Origin of the sequence: Faunimonas pinastri (assembly GCF_900110915.1) — a bacterium.
GTDB lineage: Bacteria > Pseudomonadota > Alphaproteobacteria > Rhizobiales > Afifellaceae > Faunimonas > Faunimonas pinastri.
Genome location: NZ_FOFG01000001.1, coordinates 473,064 through 494,675, shown reverse-complemented (window position 1 = coordinate 494,675; position 21,612 = coordinate 473,064). Strand labels below are relative to the sequence as shown.

Here is a 21,612-nt window from a genome sequence, read left to right as displayed (position 1 = left end):
TCGAAGCCAGGAGGCCTCTGGAGAACAATCCGCGCGATGCGCGCCCAACGCAGTATGTAGAGCCGGAAACGAGCAAAGAAAAGCAGCGCAGATGAGACAGGGTGAATCAGGAGCATAGCTCCCGAAGACTTGCCCCTAACTCGAATGAAGGATTTCGTTCAACTTTGCCACGATTTGTTCGTGGCTGAACGGCTTGGCGATGAAGGCCGTGCCCGGATCCAGCGTCCCATTATGGACGATGGCGTTGCGGGTGTAGCCGCTGGTGAAGAGGATCTTCATCTCGGGAAAGCGCCGCTTGATCTCGTCGGCCAGCTTGCGCCCGTTCATCTCCGGCATCACGACATCGGTGAAGACCAGCGAGATATCCGGGTTGGCGTCCAGGAGTTCCAGAGCTGCCCGGCCGCCTGACGCCTCAAGGGTGCGGAAGCCGAGTTCGCGCAGGATTTCCAGGCTGATGCGGCGGACCGCCTCCTCGTCCTCCACGACGAGAACCGTGCCCCGTGGCGCTCCGGTTTCCTGCAGGAGGGGCTGGACGAGGGACGTCGCCTCGTCCGCGCCGCTGAAGCGCGGCAGGTAGATCTTGATGCTCGTGCCCCGGCCGACCTCGCTGTAGATCTTCGCATGGCCCCCTGATTGCTTGACGAAGCCATAGACCTGACTGAGGCCGAGCCCCGTACCGTGCCCGGAAGCCTTGGTGGTGAAGAAGGGCTCGAAGGCCTGCGCCTTCACCTCTTCCGTCATGCCCTCGCCGGTATCGGTGACGGCGATCATCACATATTGCCCGGCCGTCACCTCGTTGTGAGAGGCCGCATAGCGCTCGTCGAGATCGGCGTTGGCCGTCTCGATCGTCAGCCGCCCGCCGGACGGCATGGCGTCCCGGGCATTCAGGGCAAGGTTCAGCAGAGCGCTTTCCAGCTGGTTGGCGTCGGCATGGATCCGCCAGAGCCCGCCGGCCAGCACCGTCTCGATGGCGATCTCCTCCCCAAGCGTCCGCCGCATCAGCTCCGAGATGCCGCCGACCAGCTTGTTGACCTCGATCGGCTGTGGCGAAAGCGGCTGGCGACGGGCGAAAGCCAGCAGGCGCGAGGTCAGCATCGCCGCGCGGCTCGCCCCTTCCGCCGCATGCGTCAGGAAGGTGTCGACGTCGACCACGCCCTTGCGCAGCCGCCGTTGCGCCAGTTGCAGGTTGCCGATGACGATGGCGAGCATGTTGTTGAAATCGTGCGCCACACCGCCGGTCAGCCGGCCGATCGCCTCCATCTTCTGGGCCTGGCGCAGCGCGGTTTCCGCCTTTTGCCGCTCCAGCATTTCCACCTGCAGCCGCTGGTTGGAGCTGTGAAGCGTGTCGCGGGCGAACTTGAGGTCGCGGAAACGTAAGCGCGCCTCGATCAGGGCGGCGCTCGAAATGAGCAGCACCAGGACGATGGCCGCGAGCCCGCCCGCCTCCAACCGGCTCGCCGTCCGTTCGGCACGCGCCTGTCGTGCTTCCATCAGCAGCGCTTCGCGGCTCTTCATCGCGCCGACAAGGGAGCGGATGCGATCCATCCCCGCCTTGCCGCTGCCGCCGAGGACGATCGCCATGGCATCATCCGCCTTGCCGGCCTGTCTCAGCCCGACCGTGTGCTGCAGCTCGACGAGCTCGTCGCGCACCAGCGGCTCCAGCAAGGCGTAGCTCATCTGCTGGCCGGAATCGCCAGCGAGCTTGGCCTTCAGGTTCGCGAGCTGGCCGGGCAGATCCTTCAACGCCGCATTGAAAGGCGCGAGGTAACTCTCGTCCCCGGTCAGGAGATAGCCGCGCTGGCCGGTTTCCGCGTCAAGCACCAGCGTCAGCGTGCGGGCGAGGCCATCCTCGATGGAGACGATGTTGCGGATCGCCCGGCTGTCGATCTTGGACTGCTCGATGAACCAGCCGGTCGCGATGACTACGGCCGCAAGCAGCGCAAATCCCACGGCCAGCGGGATAACGGGCGAGCGCAGGGCAAACCGGGAAGGTGCAATCATCGGCCTGCCTGACGACGCGGCATCAGAATTGCGCTCGGAAGGCATTCACGAACCGTATTTTCCAGGACAACGTCAACAAGCCGACGAAAGTAGGAGGCGAGCCTCGAGTCTCAAGCGCAAAGTTTCGCCAAATGGAAAATTCTTACCCGAGGAAATAGATCAGGGTGATGAGAACGAAGCACGGAACCAGGATGACGACCGACCACAGCATGTAGGCGAAGAAGCTGGGCATGCGGATGCCGTTGGATTCCGCGATGGCCTTCACCATGAAGTTCGGAGCATTGCCGATATAGGTGTTGGCGCCCATGAAAACGGCGCCGATCGAAATCGCCTCCAGCGTCTTCACCAGCGGCCCCATCAGGTGCTGCGCGTCGCCGCCGGCGGCATTGAAGAACACGAGATATGTCGGCGCATTGTCGAGGAAGCTCGACAGGATGCCCGTCAGCCAGAAATACATGGCGTTTGAGGGCTCGCCCCGCGCGTTGGTGAGAAGATCGAGCAGGCCGGAAAGCGCTCCCTCCTGCCCAGCCTTGAGGATCGCCAGCGCCGGGATGATCGTGATGAAGATACCGGCGAAGAGCTTGGCCACTTCCGCGATCGGTCCCCACTCGAAGCCATTCGCCTCGCGCGTCGCTTTCGGCGTCAGGACCAGCGACAGGAGCGCGATGCCGATCAGGAGCACATCGCGCAGGAGGTCCTGGAAGGCCAGTTCCACCGTGCCGATATGGAAGACGATCGGCGACTTGTAGATCCCCGTGCCGAGCACGATCAGCGCGATCGCGATCAGCAGCGGCACATTGGCCAGGCCGTGGATCCGGATGCGGCTGTCCGGCGTCGGATCGGGCCGCGTTCGCCCTTCCCGGATATAAAGGAAACGGTCGATAGCGAAGAAGAAGACCAGCAGGATCAGGGAGACCAGCGCCATCGGCCCGAGCAGATGCGTCGTCGGCCAGAAGAAGCTGACGCCCTGCAGGAAGCCCAGGAACAGCGGCGGGTCGCCCAGCGGCGTCAGCGAGCCGCCGATATTGGCGACCAGGAAGATGAAGAAGACCATTACATGGGCGCTGTGCCGACGGTCGTCGTTGGCGCGGATCAGCGGCCGCACGAAGAGCATCGCGGCGCCCGTCGTTCCCATGATGCCGGCGCAGGCCGTGCCGAGCAGCAGGATGCCGGTGTTCAGTGCCGGCGCGCCATGAAGGTTACCCTTGATGTAGATGCCGCCGGCAACCGTGAAGAGCGCGAAGAGGAGCACGATGAAGGGGATGTATTCGCCGATCAGCGCGTGCAGCAGCGCGTCGGCGGTGGTGCCCGCCCCGAAGGAGAGGATCGCGGGAACCACGAAGAGCACGGCCCAGCCGGCGGCGATCTTGCCGAAATGATGGTGCCAGATGCGGGCCGCGACCAGCGGCATCAGCGCGATGGACAGCAGCAGGCCGGCGAAGGGGATAATCCAGAGGAGATCGAGGCCGGCGCCGTTGATGCCCCCTTCGGCGGAGGCCGCGAAGGCGGGCGCCGGGGCGGCAAGGACCGGGCCCAGGACACCGGTTCCCACCAATCCGGCCCGCAGCGTCGTTCTCGAGATCATCCAGTCCTCATGTCGTTCCGGGCTTGCTGGTCGGAGCGATCGCCCGTTCATCTTTGAAGGACTGATCTAAACACGTCGACCCCCGATCCAACGCTGCTCCCGGATTGTTCAGGGTCAAGCGGTGGTCGTGTAGCGCCGCCCGACATAGATCAGGTTGGTCCCGTGCTCGCGGAACTCGGCGCCGACGACGTGGCAGTAGAAGATCAGATGCGTGCCCACTTCGGCCGTATCGTCGATCACGCAATCGAAGGAGACGAGGCCGCCCTCCAGGACCGGCGCGCCGGTCACGAGCGTCGTCCACGTCCCGTGGCCGAAGCGGTCCGCCATGGGAACGCCGCGCTGGCCGGCGAAGATCGCGGAGAGCTCGCGGTCGCCGTGGCCCAGCGTATTGACGGAGATGACGCCATTGGCGCGCACCGCCTCCGTGGCGCTGCCGCGGCGGTTCAGGCAGACCAGCAGGGTTGGCGGATCGTCGGTCACGGAGCAGACCGCCGTGGCCGTCACGCCGACCCGACCGGCGGGACCATCGCTCGCCACGACATGAACGGGCGCCGCGACATGGGCCATCGCGTCGCGGAACGCCTGGCGCGAGATCCGGACATAGGGCGTTTCGGATGTTTCAGGCGTCGGCAAGAACTCCGGCTCCGTGGCTTGGCAAGATCCGGCGCCGAAAGCGAAATGCAGGCCGAACGGTTCCCGATGAGATAGATGCCGTTTCCTGCCGGAGCAAGTCAGGTTTCGGCAGAGCTGCCAATCAGGCCCGGCTTTACCGCGAGACGACAGCGCCGCCGGGGACCCGGCCGGCGCTGTCTTCGAGGCGAAGCCTCAGCGCGGGGTGACGTCGAAGCCGAAATACTTGGCCGACAGCTTCTTGATCGTGCCGTCTGCCTGGGCTTCGCCGATGGCCTTGTCGAACATGGCCTTCAGTTCCGTATCGCCCTTGCGCATGCCGACCGAGCTGCCCCGCCCGAGCATGCCGCCCTGGAAGCGGGGACCGACGACGACCATGTCCTCGTTGCCCGGCTTGGCGGCGGCGGTCGAGAGATACGCCATGGAAGCGATCGTGAGGTCGATGCGACCGGCGAGCAGATCGAGGTCGTGCTCCTCGGTGGTCTTGTATTCGCGGATCTCGACGGTGTCCTTGAGGTACTTGTTGAGCCAGGTCTCGGCGATCGACGCGGTCTGCACGCCGATGACCTTGCCCTTGAGCAGCGGCTTCAGCTTCTCCACCTCGGCGGCGGCGCCCGCCTCGTTGGTGGCCAGCGAGAACACCTCTCCCTTATCGGGCATCTTTGCGAGATCGCTGTCCTTCAGCGTCGCGAAGGTCTGGCCGGTCGTGCCGTAGGGCACGGAGAAGGAGATCACCTGCTCGCGCTTCGGCGTCGCCGACATGCCCGCGATGATGGCGTCGAACTTGCCCGCGTTCAGCGCCGGGATCAGGCTGTCGAAGGGCTGCGCCGTCATCGTGCACTCAACCTTCATGCGGGCGCAGAGATCCTTGTAGAGATCGACCTCGAAGCCGCCGAGCGACCCGTCCGCATTGGTGTAGTTCCACGGACGGAACGCGCCTTCCGTGGCGATATTGATCTTCGTCCACTTCTTTTCGTCGGCGTGCGCCGCGCCGGCCATGGAAAGACCGAGCAGCGCTGCGGCCAGGAACTTTGCGATCTTCACGATGTCTTCCTTTCGGATATGCGGGCAACCGGCCCCGTCCGCCGTCAGTGAACCTTGCCGCCCGGCAGTCCCTCCGCGGCGGCCGCCGCGGGGTCGAGCCGGTCGTCTATGGAAGGCACGCCGCCCGGCCGCTCGCGCAGGTGCGGAGTGAGCCGGTATTCGGCGAAGAGGATGATGCGCGTCAGTACGAAGTTGATCGCGAGATAGATCGCTCCCGCCACGATGAAGACCTCGATCGCCCGGTAGGTCTCCGAGATCAGCTTGGCGGCAAGCCCCGTGATCTCCATCAGCGTGATGATGGAGGCGAGCGAGGTCGCCTTCACCATCGAGATGAACTCGTTGCCGTAGGCGGGCAGCGCCTGCCGGATGGCGAGCGGCAGCACGATGCGCCGGAACAGAAGGAACCGCGACATGCCGCAGGCCCGCGCCGCCTCGATCTGCCCGCCGGGGATCGAAAGCAGGCCGCCGCGGATGATCTCGCTGCCGTAGGCGGCGGTGTTCAACGTCAGCGCCAGCACGGCGCACCAGACCGGCTCGCGCAGAAACGGCCAGAGAAGGCTGTGCCGCACGGCGGGAAACTGCCCGAGGCCGTAATAGATCAGGAAGATCTGCACGAGCAGCGGCGTGCCGCGAAGCACGAAGACATAGAGGCGCGCGACCCATTCCAGCGGCTTCACGCCGGACAGCCGCATCAGCGCGAGTATGAGCGCGAGCACCAGGCCGAGCAGCGCCGAGCCGACCGCGAGCTTCAGCGTCAGCGGGACGCCCGGCAGGATCGTCAGCAGCGTCTCGTAGAGGAAAGCGAAATCCATCAGGCCCTCCTCATGCCGCGCGAATAGTGCCGCTCGGCGCGGCTCATGATCCAGCCGGAGATCGTGGAGATCACCAGATAGAGGATGCCGGCGGCCAGGAAGAAGTCGAAGGGCTGGCGGGTGGAGCCGCTGCCGATCTGCGCCTGGCGGAGCAGCTCGACCACCCCGGTGACCGACACCAGCGCAGATTCCTTGAGGACGAGCTGCCAGACATTGCCGAGCGCGGGAATGGCGGTCCGGAGCGTCAGCGGCGCGATGATGCGGCGGAAGCGCAACGGGCGCGACATGCCGATCGCCATGGCCGCCTCGATCTCGCCCTTCGGCACGGCGGCATAGGCGCCGCGAAAGACCTCCGTATGGTGCGCGCCCGACGCGACGCCGACCGCCAGCGCCCCCGCCAGGAAGCCCGGAATGCCGATAAAGCCGCTCTGGCCGAAGAGATGGCCGAGCGTGCTCAGCACCGAGCTGCCGCCGAAATAGAAGAGATAGATGACGAGCAGATCGGGAATACCGCGCAGCACCGTCGTGTAGGCATCCGCGATCCGGCGGAGCACGGGGCCGCCCTGCACCTTGGCCCAGGCGGCGAATACGCCGATGACGGCGCCAACGAGGAAGCCGCAGATCGCCACGGCAAGGGTGATCAGCGCGGCGTGGAGCATGGTCGCCCCCCAGCCATGCTCACCGAAGCCCATCAGCTCGATAAAGCCGGGCCTATTCACACTGCCTCACTGTCACAAACGAGCCGCATGCCGCACTCCCGCAAGAGGATCCGGCGGCTTGGCGCCGCCGGTCCGGTTTCACTTGGTCGCCTGCTCCGGCCCGAATTCCGGCGTCAAGTCAAGCTTGCTCCACTTGACCGAAAGCTTGCGGATGGTGCCGTCGGCGGCAGCGGCCTTGATCGCCGCGTCGAACTTCGCCTTCAGATCCGGTTCGCCCTTGCGCAGCGCGATCGCCACGTCGGTGGCCAGCATCGCCCCCTTGATCAGCGGTCCCGTGGCCTTCAGGTCCTCGCTGCCGGGCTTGCCCAGCATGGAAGCGGCATAGACACCGCTGTCGAAGCCCGCATCGATGCGCCCGGCCGCGATATCGAGATCGCGATCGGCCGAACCCTTGTAGGTGCGCACATCGACGTCGTTGCCGAAATAGGCGTGCATCAGCTGCTCGTGGCTGGAGGATCCCACCACGCCGACCGTCTTGCCCTTCAGGATCTTGGCCATGTCCGCCATGACCGGATCGGCCTTGGCGTGGTCGTTGAGGTTGAGCCTCTCGTTCGCCATCGGCATGTCGGCGACGGTGCCGTCCTTGGCGACGATGAAGGTGGCCGCGCCGCTCGCATAAGGCACGGTGAAGTCGACGACCTTCTTGCGCGCCTCGTTGATGCCGACCGACATGACCATGTCGAACTTGCCGGCATTGAGGCTCGGGATCAGGCTCGTCCATTCACCGGCGATGAGGTCGCACTTGATCTCGGCGCGCTTGCAGAGATCGTTGATCAGATCGACATCGTAGCCGGCCAGCTTGCCGTCGCTGTCGATCATGTTCCACGGCGGGAACGCACCTTCGATACCGATATTGACGTGCGTCCAGTCCTTGGCCTCTGCCGTGCCCATGCTTGCGGCGAGCGCGAGCATGCCGGCAACGAGCGCCGAAAACATTCCAGTCTTTCGCATTCCGGTTCCCCTTCTCGCCCCCTTGGGGGGCCTGGGCTCTTGCCCTTGCCTCTCGTTTCCCTAGAGCGCGGCGGCGAGCGCTTCCCTCGCCTGATGGAGCGCATGGGCCACCCGGTTGCGGGTCTGGCGCGCGTGCACCGTGTAGAAGAGCGTCTCCGGCGATCCGGCTTCCAGCCCGGCCAGATCCCGGATTCCCTGCAGGCCGAGCCAGCCGGGGGACGGGACGGCAGGATCGTGGTGGAAGCGTTCGCCGCTCGTGTAGTTCAGCGGCACCAGCGCGCGCGATGCCCGCATCAAGGCCGCGTCCGCCTTTCGCGCCGCAGCCCCGGACAGGCTTTCCGCGCCCGTCTCGATCTCGCTCGCGAGGTGGCGGATTTCGCCGACCGCCCGCTTCAGGTCATCGAGGGGGAGCCGTCCGGCCAGGGCGCCGTCGATCCGGTCGAGTTCGTCGGCCAAAGCCTGGGCGTAGGCCGTGTAGCGAAGCGGCAGCACCGTTTCCGCGAGGAGACGCCAGAGCACGCGAAGTGCGATCTTCGTATCGCGGACGAGATTGTCCGGATCGATGTGCTCGATCAGGTCTTCCGGCGTGTGCCACCAGGGACCGAGCGCCACCGGCATCTTCAGCGCACCCTGCGGGTGATGGCTGAGGCTGCCGAACATGGAGGGAATGCCGACGCCCCAGAAGGACTGATCGGCGGCGCGGCCCTGCCGCCGGCCTTCGTGAAGCTGGCCGCTGACCGCCGCGATCTCGTCGGCGGCAAGCGCCTTGAGTTCGTCGATCACGCCGGAATGGCCGAGCACGTCGGCTCCAGCGCCGCCGGTGGAATCGACGTTCACATGCGCGGCGCAGCGGCGCTCCAGATCGTGCCAGTAGTCGTCGGCGTACCAGGCGGAGCCGGAATAACGGCCGTGCGAATGGCCGGACCAGAAGCAGACGCGCAGGCCGCGCTGCCAGTCCTGCCGGTGCGCCGCGAGAATGCGGGAGGCTTCCAGCATGGTGGCGTTGGCGCCGCCATTGTCCATGACGCCGAAATGCCAGGTGTCGTGATGCCCGGAGAAAAGGATGAAGGGATCGGAGGACGCCCCGCCCTCCAGGTCGCCCCCGTGCTCGCCCCCGCGCGCGCCGATCTCGCAGACCAGCAGCGGCGTCTTGCGCCAGCCGGTATCCACTTCCGTCTCCAGCGTGACGCAGACGCTCTCGCCGGCCTGCACGCGCTCCCGCAGCGCCGCGCCGTCGTCGCGCGAGATCGTGCAGATCACCGTGGACGGCAGCTGAGCTTTCGTATGCTGGGACGGGCTGCCCCAAACGGGCGACACGCACATCTCGTAGAGGAGTTCGGTCGGGCTGACATGAAGCTCGCCCAGCGCGCCGGCCTTCGATGCGGCGGCGGCAACGTCCTCGAAGGCGATGCCGTCGATCAGCAGGATCTTGCCGCGCACGTCCTGCCGGGAAATCAGCTCTTCCGTACCCTCGCCTACATAGACCAGTTCCGCCGTGACGGGGCCGCCGGCGGTCGGCACCGACATGGAATGGGTGATGCTGCGGATCTCGCGGCTGCCCTCCTCCACACGGGACTTGCCGGGCAGGCTGATATAGGCGTCGTGCGACAGCAGCTCGGTGCGATAGCCGAACCCTTTCATCTGCTCCTGCAGATACAGGAAGCTCTCAAGCTCCTCCGGCGTGCCGGAGAGCTTCACGCGGCGGGCGAACTCGCGCATATGCGCCATCAGGCGCTCGCGATCGACCTCGTCGGCAATTTGCTCCAGGGTGGCGGCGTCCTGCCCCGGATTTCCCGATGTCATCTGGTCCATGGCCCGCCTCAGGAATGTGCGGAGATGTCGAGCGGCGGCTCCACATCGTCCGGGATCGGATTGACGAAGGGCGAGCCGGCGAGCCGGTCGCGGAAATCGGCCTTGGCGGCCTCGATCAGCGCGGGATCGGCGATCAGATCCAGCGCAGTCGCGGCCATGACCTTGGCGGCATGCTCCATGCCCTTGTGGGCGGCCGGCAGCTTGCCCTGCGCCACCAGCTGCCAGGAATGGCCGGGCGTCCCCACGGCATAGGTCGCGCCGCGCATCTGCACGGTCGGCACGACCCAGCTGACGGAGCCCACGTCGGTGGAGCCCACCAGCGTGCCGTCGCCGCTTTCCGGCGGGAAGATCACGTCGCAGAGCGGCACGTCCTTGCGCGGCTTCAGGCCGAAGCGGTCGAAGGAGGCCTTGATGTCGTCCCAGCGCAGCGTCTTCTGAATTTCCTCGGCGAAGGCGCGGTCCTTCTCGTCGAAGGCCGGCGGTCCGAGCCGCTCCAGGTTCCCGTGCATCAGGCTTTCCAGCGGCGTGTTGCCGACAAGATTGGCGTCGCCGCTCAGCACCTTCACCTCGACGGAGGTCTCCGTCATCAGCGCCGCGCCGTCGGCGATCTTGCGGACGCGGGCGAGCAGCGCATGCAGGTCGGTCAGGTCGCGGGCGCGGATGAGATAGCGCACCGTCGCCTTGGCCTGCACCACGTTGGGCGCGGAGCCGCCGGTATCGGTCACGGCATAATGGACACGCGCCGTGCTCGGCATGTGCTCGCGCATGTAGTTCACGCCGACATTCATCAGCTCCACCGCGTCCAGCGCGCTGCGGCCGAGATGCGGCGAGGCGGCGGCGTGGGCGGAGCGGCCGGTGAAGTGGAAGCTCAGCTCATTGCAGGCGAGCGAGATCGGATTGTTGACGCCGGCGAACGGAGCGGGATGCCAGGAGATCGCGACATCGACATCGTCGAAGACGCCGTCGCGCACCATGAAGCCCTTGGCCGAGCCACCCTCTTCCGCCGGGCAGCCGTAATAGCGCACGCGGCCCTTGATGCCGTGGGCGGCAAGGAAATCCTTCACCGCGGTCGCCGCCATCAGCGAACCGGCGCCCAGCAGATTGTGGCCGCAGCCATGGCCGTTGCCGCCGTCCTCGACCGGACGATGCTCCGCCACGCCCGCTTCCTGACTGAGGCCGGGCAGCGCATCGTATTCGCCGAGGATCGCGATGACCGGTCCCTCGTCGCCCGCCTCGCCCATGATGGCGGTCGGCAGTCCGGCAAGCCCTTCGGTGATGCGGAAGCCCTCGCGCTCCAGCATAGAGCGGTGCTCGGCCATCGAGCGCTTTTCCTGATAGTTCAGCTCGGGCGTGTCCCACACGCGATCGCTGAGCTCAAAGAACTGCTCACGCTTGGCTTCAACGAGGTCCCAGATCTCAGCGCTGTTTTTCACGCGATATTCCGCTCTGCTGCAGCCGCCGCTGGATTGCATTCCGCGCGCGGCCTCATCAAAATTGGCGCCAATATCGGCGGAAGCTTTCGCGGGCACAAGAGCGGCGCTGCCGAATGATTCCGCGTCCGGGGCGAATCCCTGCGGAAAATTTGCTCAATTTGAACAAAGGCAAGGGCTGGCCGATCGGCTCGCGTTGCGGCAAGAGCGAAGACATGGACGAAGCGAACTCAAAGCTCAGCTGGCTGGAAGTGACGGACCGGATCGCGCGCGACATCCGATCCGGCGCGCTGCCGCCCGGCCTGTGGCTGAAGCAGATCGATTTGCAGACCCGCTACAATGCCACGCGGCCGGAGGTGCGGCGCTCGCTGGACCTGCTCGCGCAGAAGCGGGTCGTCATGCATATCCCGAACCGGGGCTACCGCGTCCACGAACCGGACGGACGGCAGACCGAGCAGGTGCGCGACGTCCGCATCATCCTGGAGGTGGCGGCGGCCGACAGCATCGTCGCGCTGGCCGACGAGGCGGCGCTCCTTCGGCTGGAGGGCCTTGCCCGCCGCTTCGACGACCTGCTCGATGCCGGCGCGCTGCTGGAGCAATACGAGGTGAACCTCGAATTCCACCGCGAACTGCTCGGGCTCTGCGACAACCGGGAACTGGTCGGCCTCGTCGCCGAACTCCGCACTCGCGCCTCGCCCGCTCCGGCCGGGCAATGGCGGAGCCGCGCGCGGGTCGCCAAATCAGCCCGCGAGCATCACGCGATGATCGAGGCGATCCGCCGGCGCGATGCCGCCGCGCTGAAGCGGGTGATCGAGCTCCACATCCGCCAGCCCGGCGAGCCGGACGGGAACTAGCAGAGGCTCAGGCCGGAAGGCTTCCTGCCGCCGGAACCTGCCCGGCCAGGAACTTGCGCAGGAACAGTCGCGTCCGCTCCTCGCGGGGGGTCGTCAGCACGGCACGCGCGTCCCCCTGCTCCACGATCACGCCGCGATCCATGAAGATCGCCCGGTCCGCCACGTCGCGGGCAAAGCTGATCTCGTGCGTGACGATGACCAGCGTCCGCCGCTCGCGCGCGAGATCGCGGATCGTCGCCAGGACCTCGCCGACAAGCTCCGGATCCAGCGCGGAGGTGGGCTCGTCGAAAAGGATCACGTCCGGCCGCATGGCGAGCGCGCGGGCGATCGCGACGCGCTGCTGCTGGCCGCCGGAAAGACGCGAGGGATAGCTGTCCACCCGGTCCGCGAGCCCGACCTTGGCAAGGAGGTCGCGCCCCCTCGCCTCGGCTTTCGCGCGCGGCTCGCCCTTCACGATCAACGGTCCCTCGACGACGTTTTCCAGCGCCGTCTTGTGTGGAAACAGGTTGAAGTTCTGGAACACGAAGCCGACGTGCTGGCGGAGCGCCCGAACGTCCCGCGTCTGCCGCCGCAGCGGCCGCGAGCCGTCGATGGTGATGTCGCCGACGCGGATGGTGCCCGCCGTCGGCGCTTCCAGGCAGTTGAGACAGCGCAGAAGGGTCGTCTTGCCGGAGCCGCTGGGGCCGACGATCGCCAGCACCTCGCCGGGCTCCACCGCCAGGTCGATGCCACGCAGGATCTCGTTCGTGCCGAAGCTCTTGGTCAGCCCCCGCGCGTCGATCATCGGGCGCGGAGAGTTCGCCGCCGCGCTCATGGCGCCTCCCGGCTGTGCCGCCCGGCCCGCGCCTCCAGCGCCGACTGCACCCAGGCGAGCAGGCTCGACAGCACCCAGTAGAGGAAGGCGGCCGAGAGATACATCGTGAAGACCTGGAAGGTGCGGGCCGTAATCAGCTGCGCCTCGCGAAAGAGTTCCGGCACCTGGATCGTCGCGGCCAGCGACGTGTCCTTGACCAGGCTGATGAAGCTGTTGCCGAGCGGCGGCAGGGCGACCCGGGCCGCCTGCGGAAGCACGATGCGCCGCATCGCCTGCGCCGAGGTCATCCCGATGGAATAGGCCGCTTCCCACTGGCCGCGATCGATGGAGCCGATAGCCGCGCGCAGGATCTCGGACGTGTAGGCGCCCATGTTCAGCGAGAAGCCGATCAGCGCCGAACTGATGGGATCGAGCCGCACGCCGAAGGCCGGCAGGCCGTAATAGATCAGGAAGAGCTGCACCAGCAGCGGAGTGCCCCGGATGAAGGACACGTAGATCCGCGCGATCCAGATCAGCGGCCAGACGCGCGACAGGCGCATCAGCGCCAGCGCAAACCCGATCAGCAGGCCGAAGACCATGCCGCCGATGCTGAGGCCTACGGTATAGATCGCCCCCTTCAGCAGGAAGGGGGCGGATTGCAGGACCAGCTGTAGCTGGGGATCCATCGGAACGAACCGCCTACTTGGTCACGTCCGTGCCAAACCATTTGTCGGAGATCTCGGCGAGCGTTCCGTCCTGCCGCAGTTCGCCCAGCGCCTTGTTGACCGCCGCCAGCAGTTCCGGGTTGCCCTTGGCGATGGCGATGCCGGCTTCCTGCTTGGAGAAGGGCTCGCCGGCGCCGACGATGGTGCCGCCCGACTTCTTCACGAGGTCGGCCGCGACCAGCCGGTCGTTCAGCACCGCGTCGATGCGGCCGGAAACGAGGTCGGAGATCTTGGTCGGATCGTCGTCGTAGGTGCGGACCTCGGCCTTCGGCTCGTTCTGACGCAGCCACTGCTCGTAATTGGTGCCGAGGCCCACGCCGACCGCCTTGCCCTGCAGGTCGTCCGGCTTGTTGATCTTCGACTCTTCGCCCTTGCGCACGATGATCTGGATACCGGACACCGTATAGGGATCGGAGAAGCTGATGGTCTTCTTGCGCTCGTCGGTGATCGTCACCTGATTGACCACGACGTCGAGGCGACCGGACTGGAGGGCGGCGAGAATGCCGTCCCACTTGGTCGGCTGGAACTGGGCCTTGACGCCCATCTTGTCGGCCAGCGCCTTGGAGAGATCCACCTCGAACCCGACGAGATTGCCGCTCTCGTCCTGGAACGAGAACGGCGGATAGGTGCCTTCGAGACCGACGACCAGCGCGCCCCGGCTCTTCACTTCATCGAGGCGATCGGCGGCGCTCGCGGCGTCGATGGCGAGGGAGGACGCCAGCAGCACGCAGGCGGCGGCGAAAAGGGGGCGGAGCCGGAAAAGGGTCAAGGGATCAGTCCTGCCAGTTTGTCCGGCCGGAACGACGTGCCGGCCTCGATTTGGCTGAACTCTATACGCTCGGGAAAGTTGCACCAAGCAAGGCCCTTCCGGCCCGCAGGTCCCGTCCGGGTGCAATGTACCTTTCTTCGCCGTTTTTCTGTTGCGCAAGCGTGCCGGGGGCTTACGTTTTGATCCTGTCGGCGTTTGGGCAGCGGTGGGAAACGATGGCAGGCGGCGAGTTCGACATTCTCGTGATCGGTGGCGGGATCAACGGCACCGGGATCGCGCGCGACGCGGCAGGCCGGGGCTACTCCGTGCTGCTTTGCGAGGCGCAAGACCTTGCCAGCGGCACCTCCTCCGCGTCCACCAAGCTCGTCCATGGCGGCCTTCGCTATCTTGAGCATTACGAGTTCCGGCTGGTCCGCGAGGCGCTGCGGGAACGCGAGGTGCTCTGGCGCATGGCGCCGCACGTGATCTGGCCGTTGCGCTTCGTGCTGCCCCACCATGCCGGGCTCAGGCCGCGCTGGTTGCTGCGGCTCGGCCTCTTTCTCTACGATCATCTCGGCGGCCGGAAGCTCCTGCCCCCCGCCACCTCGCTGGATCTTCGCCGCGACGTCGCGGGCGGGCCGCTGAAGCCGCATTTCACCCGCGCCTTCGAATATTCCGACTGCTGGGTGGACGACAGCCGCCTCGTCGTCCTGAATGCCCGGTCCGCCGCGAAGCACGGGGCGACGATCCGCGTGCGGACCCGCGTCTCCTCGCTGGCGCCGGACGGGGGCGGCTGGCGCGCCACGCTGCAGAACAGCTGCACCGGCGAGATCAGCGAAGTGCGGGCGCGCATGGCGGTGAACGCTGCCGGCCCCTGGGTCGACACCCTGCTGGCCGGGATGGGCCGGGCCGAGAGCACCCACAATGTCCGCCTCGTCCAGGGCAGCCACATCGTGGTCCGCAAGCTCTTCGATCACGATCGCTGCTACATCTTCCAGAACGCCGACGGGCGCATCGTCTTCGCCATACCCTATGAGGGCGACTACACGCTGATCGGCACCACCGACCTCGATTACCCCGGCGATCCCTCCAATGTCCGGATCACCGAGGGAGAGGTCGATTATCTCCGCGCCGCGGCCGGCCAGTACTTCAACCGGGACATCGAGGCTGGCGACGTCGTCTGGAGCTATTCCGGCGTGCGGCCGCTCTACAACGATGGCGCCAGCATCGCGCAGGAGGCCACCCGCGATTACGTGCTGCGGCTGGACGGACCGGAGGGGCCGGACAACGCCGGGCCTGGGCCTCGCATCCTCAACGTCTTCGGCGGCAAGCTCACGACCTACAGGAAACTGGCGGAAGCGGCGCTGACGCGGATCGGCACGGTGCTCGGACCCCGCGGCATGCCGTGGACGTCGGAGGAGCCGCTGCCCGGCGGGGATTTCCCGATCGACGGCTTCGAGGCGCTGGTCACGGGTTTCGAAGCCGCCTATCCCGGCTTCCCCGTGCCCTTCCTGCGCCACCTGCTCCGCTCCTACGGCACGGATGCCGCTCGCATTCTCGGCTCGGCGACGGGGCTCTCGGGCCTCGGTCGGGATTTCGGCGGCGGCCTCAGCGAGGCGGAAGTGCGCTTCCTGATGGAATGGGAATGGGCGCGCTCGGCCGAGGATATTCTCTGGCGCCGCTCCAAGCTCGGCCTTCGCCTCGATCGCCAGCAGGTCGCCGAACTGGAGGCGTATCTCGAAACGCTCGTGCTCCCACGGCAAATGCCGACGGAAGCGTCACCGACAGGGGTGTCACCGATCGGGGACGCCGTTCCGGTCGGGCTGCCCGGGCAGGCGCCGCTCTAGCGGCTTTCTCCCCCGCCTCAGTGCAGGCCGGCCTTTGGCTTGTCCGTGAATTCCGGGGTAGGCCCCAGAAAGGCCGGCACGATGATGAAGGCCGCCAGCAGCGTGAAGAACAGCGAGACGGCCAGAAGCTCGCCCATGCTTGCCGTGCCGGGATGGCTGGAGAAGCAAAGGCTGCCGAAGGCCGTGCCGGTCGTCAGCGCGCTGAAGAAGATCGCCCGCGTCAGGCTGGAAGCCAGCATGTCGGCGACCCCCGCCCGCCACGCGATGACATAATAAATGTGGAAGGCGACGCCGACGCCGAACATCAGCGGCAGCGCGATGATGTTCGCGAAGTTCAGCGGAAGTCCGATGAGATAAGCGAATTCCAGGCTCATGATCCCCGCCAGAACAAGCGGGGCCAGCGCCAGGATCACGTCCACCGGCCGGCGAAGCGCCACGGCGAGAATGATGAAGATCGCCACCAGGGCGAAGATGCCCGCCTCGATGAAAGCGCGGACGATGGTGCGGCCGGATTCGGCGATGGCGATCGGCGCTCCCGTCGCATCGGGCGCCACGGCGCGCACCGCGGCGGTGAAGCGGTCAAGCACGGCGGCGTCGTTGGAATTGCCTTTCGGGAAGACCTGCACGCGGGCCCGGCCGTCCCCGGCGATCCACTCCGCCGCGAAGTCGGCCGGCAGGCTTTCCCGCGTGATCGGTTGGGCGGTCAGAGAGGTGCGCAATTGCGACAGCACCGTCGGCAGGCCGGAAACGATGGCCGCCTGCGCCGCGCTGCGCTTGGCCGCATCGGCACGGGCGAGGCTATCGAGATCGTCGGCGAAATGGCCGAAGGATGCGGGAACAGCGCTGCCTCCCCCCTGCGATGCCTGTCGAAGCGCCGCCACCGTGGCGGAAAGGGACTGCACGAGTTCCGCATCTGTAGGGGCGGGCGCTGTCTGGCCGGGCGTCAGCACCGGCCCGAGCCGCGCCGCCGCTTCCCGGATGATCGCGAGCTTTTCGGCCTGATCGTCGGGAATAAAGGTGGAGAGCGTCAGGGTGCGCGCCACTTCCGGCAGCGCGGCCAGCTTGCCGGCGAGCCCGTCGGCGTCCGCGAGGTTGGGCCGCAACACGTCGGTCGTGTTGGGGCTGGTGTCGGGATCGCGTGACAGGTCGAGGAAGGTGGAGACGGATTCCACCTTCTTGCTGCGCAGGTCCATCGGATTGGCGTCGAAGCGCAGCTTCATCAGGAACGGAATGCCGCCGATCACCACCAGCGCGGTAACCGCGATGACCAGCCAGCGATGGCGCTCGATCCAGCGGTCGACATGCACCAGCGCCTGCGTATCGACGGATACCGTTTCCACCGGCGGCCGCAGCACGACAAGCAGCGCCGGCAGCAGCGTCAGGCTGGCGAGATACGCGATGATCATGCCCACGCCCGCGATCAGGCCGAGTTCGGAAACGCCCTTGAACTCGGTCGGCAGGAAGGAGAGGAAGCCCGCCAGCAGCGAGACGGCGGCAAGCGTCAGCGACCAGCCCACGATGCGGCCCGCCTTCACGATCGCGGGACGAAGCTCGTTGCCGGCAAAGCGCTCGGCCCGGTAGCGCACCGCGATCTGGATGCCGAAGTCCACGCCGAGGCCGATGAAGAGCACGGCAAAGGCGACAGAGATCAGGTTGAGTTCGCCCACCATCAGCAGGCCGACACCGGAGGTCGCGATCAGCCCGGCGAAGAGCGTCACGAGCACGGCGAAGATCACGCGGCCGGAGCGGAGCGCCAGAAACAGGATCACAGCGATCGCCAGCACGGTCAGCGAAACGTTGAGCCCGGCGTTTTCAGCGACAGTGGCGAATTCCTCGTCGGCCAGCGGCACGTCGCCGGTGAGCCGGGCCCGGAGATCGTTTTCCCCGGTGATGCCGAGATCCGCGATGGTCTGGCGCACGAGGTCGGTCGCGGCGGCGCCGGGCTGCAAGGCGTTGAAGTCCAGCACCGGCTGGGCAAGCACGATCTTGCGAAGATCCGCCGGCTCGCTCGGCTGGCCGGAAAGCAGCCCCTGCCAGGAAAGGCGCGCCCGCTCGCCGGACAGCACGCGGTCCAGCACGACGGAGATTCGCTCCAGCGCCGGGCCGAACTGCTGCAGCCCCGCGGCCTGCGCCGCGCGAGGGTCTGCCTGGGGGTCGGCCTGGGAACTGGCCTGGGAATTGGCTGGAGCGACCTGAGCGGAGCCTTGCGGTTGCGGTTGCGCCTGAGGATTGGCCTGCGACGCGGGACTTCCCGCCGCACCGGCTTGCGCCATCATCTGCAGACTGCCCTGGATCGCCGTCATCAGCCCGCGCAGGCTCGGATCGGCGGCGAGCGGCGCCAGGAGCGGCTGGGAGCGGAGCATCTGCTCGACGCGCGCCCGGGCTTCGTCCGTCGGCAGAAGCAAGAGGCCGTTCCTGGCGAGGAAAGGCCCGGCATCCGGCCGCCGCACCGAGCGGAAGACGTCCGAATGCTTCGACAGAGCCGCGACCAGCCGGTCGGCCGCATCATCGGTATGTTCCGGCGTGTCGCCGTCGATCACCACCGCTATGAGGTCGCTGTTCTGCGGAAACGCCTTGTTGAAGGCGATCTCGTTCTGCCGCCAGGGGAGGTCGGCCGAGATCAGCCGCGTCGTATCCGTGTTGATGGCGAACCGGGTCACGGTGACATAGAGGAGCAGCAGCACGATGACCGCGGACAACGCGATCACGATCCACGGCCTTCTCACGGAGGTCCTGACGAGGGTCTCGATCAAAGCTCTGCCTTTCGCGCAGAGCCGGTTGCCTGCGACGTTTCGTGGCAGCGTCGTAGCGGGTGGCCCGCTCCCGATCAAGGAAAGCCGAGGTCGGAAAGCGTCATTCCCGGCGGGAGAGGCCGGAAATCACGCAGGTTTGCGAGGCGCGGGAGCCGGCGCGAAGACCGCGAGGGCCATTGACCATTCCGCTGCCGGTTCGAGGCGGCTATGTCTCGATCGATGGCCTGGCTCGCTTCCCTCTCCTTCTGGCTTTCCGTCCTCTGCCTCGTCGTGGCGGGTATCGGCAGCCTCTATCTCGCCCTGAGCGCCGTCCTCGTCTGGCGCTTCCGGCGCGACGAGCCGCCGGCGCCTGCGGTTTTCCCGGCCGTTTCCATCCTCAAGCCGCTGCACCTCGACGAACCCGGCCTCTTCGACAATCTCCGGTCCTTCTGCGAGCAGGATTATCCGGCTGCCGTCCAAATCGTGCTGGGCGTGCAGGACGCGGCGGACCCGGTCATCGCGATCGTGCGCGAACTGCAGCGGCGTTTTCCCGAGCGGCGGCTCGACCTCGTCGTCAGCGACCGGCAGCACGGGCGCAATCGCAAGGTTTCCAACCTGATCAATATCGGCGAAGCAGCCGTCCATGAGGTGCTCGTCCTGTCCGACAGCGACATCGCCGTGGAGCCGGACTACCTCCGCCGCGTGGTTTCCGAACTCTCGCAGCCGGGCGTGAAGGGGGTCACCTGCCTCTATCACGGCCTGCCCATCGGCGGTTTCTGGGCGCGGCTCTCCGCCCTCGCGGTGGACACGCACTTCCTGCCTAATGTCGTCACCGGCGTCTCCCTCGGCATGGCGAACCCCTGCATGGGCTCGACCGTCGCCTTCACCCGCCCTTCGCTTGAGGCCATCGGCGGCTTCCGCCCCCTGGCGGACAGTCTCGCGGACGACTACGAGCTTGGCGAAAGGCTGCGGCAACTCGGCGGCCGCGTGGCGGTCCCGGGGCTCGCGGTCGGCCATGTCTCTTCGGAGCATACCGCCAATGAGCTCTGGCATCACGAACTGCGCTGGCAACGGACCATTCGCAGCGTCGATCCGGCAGGTCACGCCGGGTCGTTCCTGACCCATCCCCTTCCTTTCGCCTTGTTTGGCTGGTTTCTTGGCACCCAAACGGCATTCGGCGGTGCGGATGTCGCGGTCTGGCCGGGTGGCGCCTTGTGCCTTCTGGCGATTTGCTGCCGCATGGCGATCGGCTGCGCAGGAGCGCGGCGCTTCAACCTGCGACATCACCAGATCTTGCTTGTGCCGTTCCGCGACCTACTCTCTTTCGGATTGTTTGTGGCGAGTTTTTTCGGCAAAACTGTTCGCTGGAAGAGCGATGCATTTCTGGTGTCGGGCGGCACCCTAACTCAAGCTGGAGCCGATCGGTCTGATGCGGACGTTGTTTCTTCAAGCTCCCTCCTTTGACGGTTTCGACGGCGGCGCCGGCTCGCGCTATCAGGCGCGCCGCGAGATCAAGTCGTTCTGGTATCCGACCTGGCTCGCCCAACCGGCGGCCTTGATCGAGAACTCCAAGCTGATCGATGCGCCGCCGCACAAGGTGAAGCTCGCCGAGGTCGCCGCGCAGGCGAAGGATTTCGACCTCGCCGTGCTGCATACCTCGGTGCCGTCCTTCAAGTCGGACGTCGCCGCCATCGAGGCCCTCAAGGCCGAGAACCCGAACCTCAAGGTCGGCCTCATCGGCGCCAAGGTCGCGGTGGACGCGGACGGCAGCCTGCGCAATGCGCCCGCCGTCGATTTCGTCGCCCGCAACGAGTTCGACTTCACCATCAAGGACGTGGCCGACGGCCGCGACCTCTCCACCATCAAGGGCCTGTCCTTCCGCAATTCCGAAGGCGTGATCGTGCATAACGAAGACCGCCCGGTCATGCACGACATGGACAAGCTCCCCTTCGTCACCTCCGTCTACAAGCGCGATCTGGTGATGGAGAACTACTTCATCGGGTACCTCAAGCACCCGTACATCTCGTTCTATACCGGCCGCGGCTGCAAATCGCGCTGCACCTTCTGCCTGTGGCCGCAAACGGTGGGCGGCCACGTCTACCGCACCCGCTCGGTCGGCCACGTGATCGAAGAGATCAAGTACTGCCTGCAGGCTTTCCCGCAGACCAAGGAATTCTTCTTCGACGACGACACCTTCACCGACAACCTGCCACGCGCGGAAGAGATCGCCCGCGAACTCGGCAAACTCGGCGTGACGTGGTCGTGCAACGCCAAGGCCAACGTGCCGCGCGAGACGCTGAAGGTGCTGAAGGACAACGGCCTGCGCCTGCTGCTCGTCGGCTACGAGTCGGGCAACCAGCAGATCCTTCACAACATCAAGAAGGGCATGCGGATCGAGGTTGCGGAGAAGTTCACCAAGGACTGCCACGAACTCGGTATCGCCATCCACGGCACTTTCATCCTCGGACTGCCCGGCGAGACGACGGAAACCATCCAGGAGACGATCAAGTTCGCCACCCGGATCAATCCGCATACGATCCAGGTTTCGCTGGCCGCGCCCTATCCCGGCACCTTCCTGTTCGACCAGGCCGTGAAGAACGGCTGGCTCGACGAGGCCAATGCCGAGCTGGTGGACGAGAACGGCGTGCAGGTCGCGCCGCTGCACTACCCGCATCTGTCGCACCAGGAGATCTTCACCTCCGTGGAGGACTTCTATCGGAAGTTCTACTTCCGCGCGCCGAAGATCGCCTCCATCGTCGGCGAGATGGTGCGCAGCCCCGACATGATGAAGCGTCGCCTGCGCGAAGGCGTGGAGTTCTTCCACTTCCTGCGCGAGCGGCGGCAGCTGGTCGCCTGAGCCCCGCAGCCATGCTTCGGTTCGTCGCGCCGCTCGAGTGCGGGCGCGACGGGCTGTCTCCTTCTCTTTTCC

17 protein-coding genes are annotated in these 21,612 nt (G+C 66.4%); 4 read left to right on the top strand and 13 right to left on the bottom strand.

What is annotated here, in order from left to right; genetic code table 11:
• Window positions 1–135: 135 nt before the first annotated feature.
• The 9 genes from BMY25_RS02270 to BMY25_RS02230 form a co-directional block, all read right to left on the bottom strand.
• Window positions 136–2,001, bottom strand: coding sequence for a CHASE3 domain-containing protein (locus BMY25_RS02270; protein WP_177176659.1), 1,866 nt, complete (start codon window positions 1,999–2,001; stop codon window positions 136–138).
• A gap of 142 nt (window positions 2,002–2,143) precedes the next feature.
• Window positions 2,144–3,586: a sodium:proton antiporter gene (locus tag BMY25_RS02265; protein ID WP_092494938.1), complete on the bottom strand. Its 1,443-nt coding sequence runs from the start codon at window positions 3,584–3,586 to the stop codon at window positions 2,144–2,146.
• Between the two features lie 114 nt (window positions 3,587–3,700).
• A complete protein-coding gene (locus tag BMY25_RS02260; protein ID WP_238858107.1) occupies window positions 3,701–4,219 on the bottom strand; it encodes a flavin reductase in 519 nt (172 codons plus the stop codon).
• A gap of 192 nt (window positions 4,220–4,411) precedes the next feature.
• The gene (locus BMY25_RS02255) at window positions 4,412–5,278 is read right to left on the bottom strand and encodes a transporter substrate-binding domain-containing protein (protein ID WP_428976933.1); all 867 of its coding nucleotides are present in this window, start codon (window positions 5,276–5,278) and stop codon (window positions 4,412–4,414) included.
• 26 nt (window positions 5,279–5,304) lie between these two features.
• On the bottom strand, window positions 5,305–6,072 hold the full coding sequence (locus tag BMY25_RS02250; RefSeq protein ID WP_092494937.1) for an ABC transporter permease: 768 nt from the start codon (window positions 6,070–6,072) through the stop codon (window positions 5,305–5,307).
• The gene (locus tag BMY25_RS02245; protein WP_092494936.1) at window positions 6,072–6,791 is read right to left on the bottom strand and encodes an ABC transporter permease; all 720 of its coding nucleotides are present in this window, start codon (window positions 6,789–6,791) and stop codon (window positions 6,072–6,074) included. Before BMY25_RS02245 ends, BMY25_RS02250 begins: the two co-directional genes overlap by 1 nt.
• A gap of 78 nt (window positions 6,792–6,869) precedes the next feature.
• The gene (locus BMY25_RS02240) at window positions 6,870–7,742 is read right to left on the bottom strand and encodes a transporter substrate-binding domain-containing protein (RefSeq protein ID WP_092494935.1); all 873 of its coding nucleotides are present in this window, start codon (window positions 7,740–7,742) and stop codon (window positions 6,870–6,872) included.
• A 60-nt stretch (window positions 7,743–7,802) separates the two neighbouring features.
• Window positions 7,803–9,554, bottom strand: a complete 1,752-nt coding sequence (locus tag BMY25_RS02235; RefSeq protein ID WP_238858106.1) for a M28 family peptidase — start codon at window positions 9,552–9,554, stop codon at window positions 7,803–7,805.
• 8 nt (window positions 9,555–9,562) lie between these two features.
• The gene (locus BMY25_RS02230) at window positions 9,563–10,987 is read right to left on the bottom strand and encodes a M20 family metallopeptidase (protein ID WP_177176658.1); all 1,425 of its coding nucleotides are present in this window, start codon (window positions 10,985–10,987) and stop codon (window positions 9,563–9,565) included.
• Between the two features lie 158 nt (window positions 10,988–11,145).
• On the opposite strand from BMY25_RS02230, the gene BMY25_RS02225 reads away from it, so the two are divergent.
• The gene (locus tag BMY25_RS02225; protein WP_238858105.1) at window positions 11,146–11,838 is read left to right on the top strand and encodes a GntR family transcriptional regulator; all 693 of its coding nucleotides are present in this window, start codon (window positions 11,146–11,148) and stop codon (window positions 11,836–11,838) included.
• A 7-nt stretch (window positions 11,839–11,845) separates the two neighbouring features.
• Here the strand turns inward: BMY25_RS02225 and tcyN are convergent, their stop codons facing one another.
• The 3 genes from tcyN to tcyJ are packed head-to-tail and all read right to left on the bottom strand — an operon-like array spanning window position 11,846 to window position 14,125.
• Complete coding sequence (gene tcyN / locus BMY25_RS02220) at window positions 11,846–12,622, bottom strand: L-cystine ABC transporter ATP-binding protein TcyN (protein ID WP_092494934.1); 777 nt, start codon at window positions 12,620–12,622, stop codon at window positions 11,846–11,848.
• Between the two features lie 26 nt (window positions 12,623–12,648).
• Entirely contained in the window at window positions 12,649–13,317 is a 669-nt protein-coding gene (tcyL, locus tag BMY25_RS02215; protein WP_092494933.1) for a cystine ABC transporter permease, read from the bottom strand.
• A 13-nt stretch (window positions 13,318–13,330) separates the two neighbouring features.
• On the bottom strand, window positions 13,331–14,125 hold the full coding sequence (gene tcyJ / locus BMY25_RS02210; protein ID WP_092494932.1) for a cystine ABC transporter substrate-binding protein: 795 nt from the start codon (window positions 14,123–14,125) through the stop codon (window positions 13,331–13,333).
• 215 nt (window positions 14,126–14,340) lie between these two features.
• Here tcyJ and glpD point away from each other — a divergent pair, with 215 nt between their 5' ends.
• Window positions 14,341–15,951 carry a glycerol-3-phosphate dehydrogenase gene (gene glpD, locus BMY25_RS02205; protein WP_092494931.1) on the top strand — a complete coding sequence of 537 codons (1,611 nt, stop codon included), beginning with the start codon at window positions 14,341–14,343 and terminating at the stop codon, window positions 15,949–15,951.
• 17 nt (window positions 15,952–15,968) lie between these two features.
• Here the strand turns inward: glpD and BMY25_RS02200 are convergent, their stop codons facing one another.
• Complete coding sequence (locus tag BMY25_RS02200) at window positions 15,969–18,677, bottom strand: MMPL family transporter (protein ID WP_238858104.1); 2,709 nt, start codon at window positions 18,675–18,677, stop codon at window positions 15,969–15,971.
• A gap of 234 nt (window positions 18,678–18,911) precedes the next feature.
• Here BMY25_RS02200 and hpnI point away from each other — a divergent pair, with 234 nt between their 5' ends.
• Together hpnI and hpnJ are read left to right on the top strand one after the other, a co-directional pair.
• Window positions 18,912–20,147, top strand: coding sequence for a bacteriohopanetetrol glucosamine biosynthesis glycosyltransferase HpnI (hpnI, locus tag BMY25_RS02195; RefSeq protein ID WP_092494930.1), 1,236 nt, complete (start codon window positions 18,912–18,914; stop codon window positions 20,145–20,147).
• The gene (hpnJ, locus tag BMY25_RS02190; protein ID WP_092494929.1) at window positions 20,113–21,540 is read left to right on the top strand and encodes a hopanoid biosynthesis associated radical SAM protein HpnJ; all 1,428 of its coding nucleotides are present in this window, start codon (window positions 20,113–20,115) and stop codon (window positions 21,538–21,540) included. The genes hpnI and hpnJ overlap by 35 nt, the downstream gene beginning before the upstream one ends.
• Window positions 21,541–21,612: the final 72 nt, after the last annotated feature.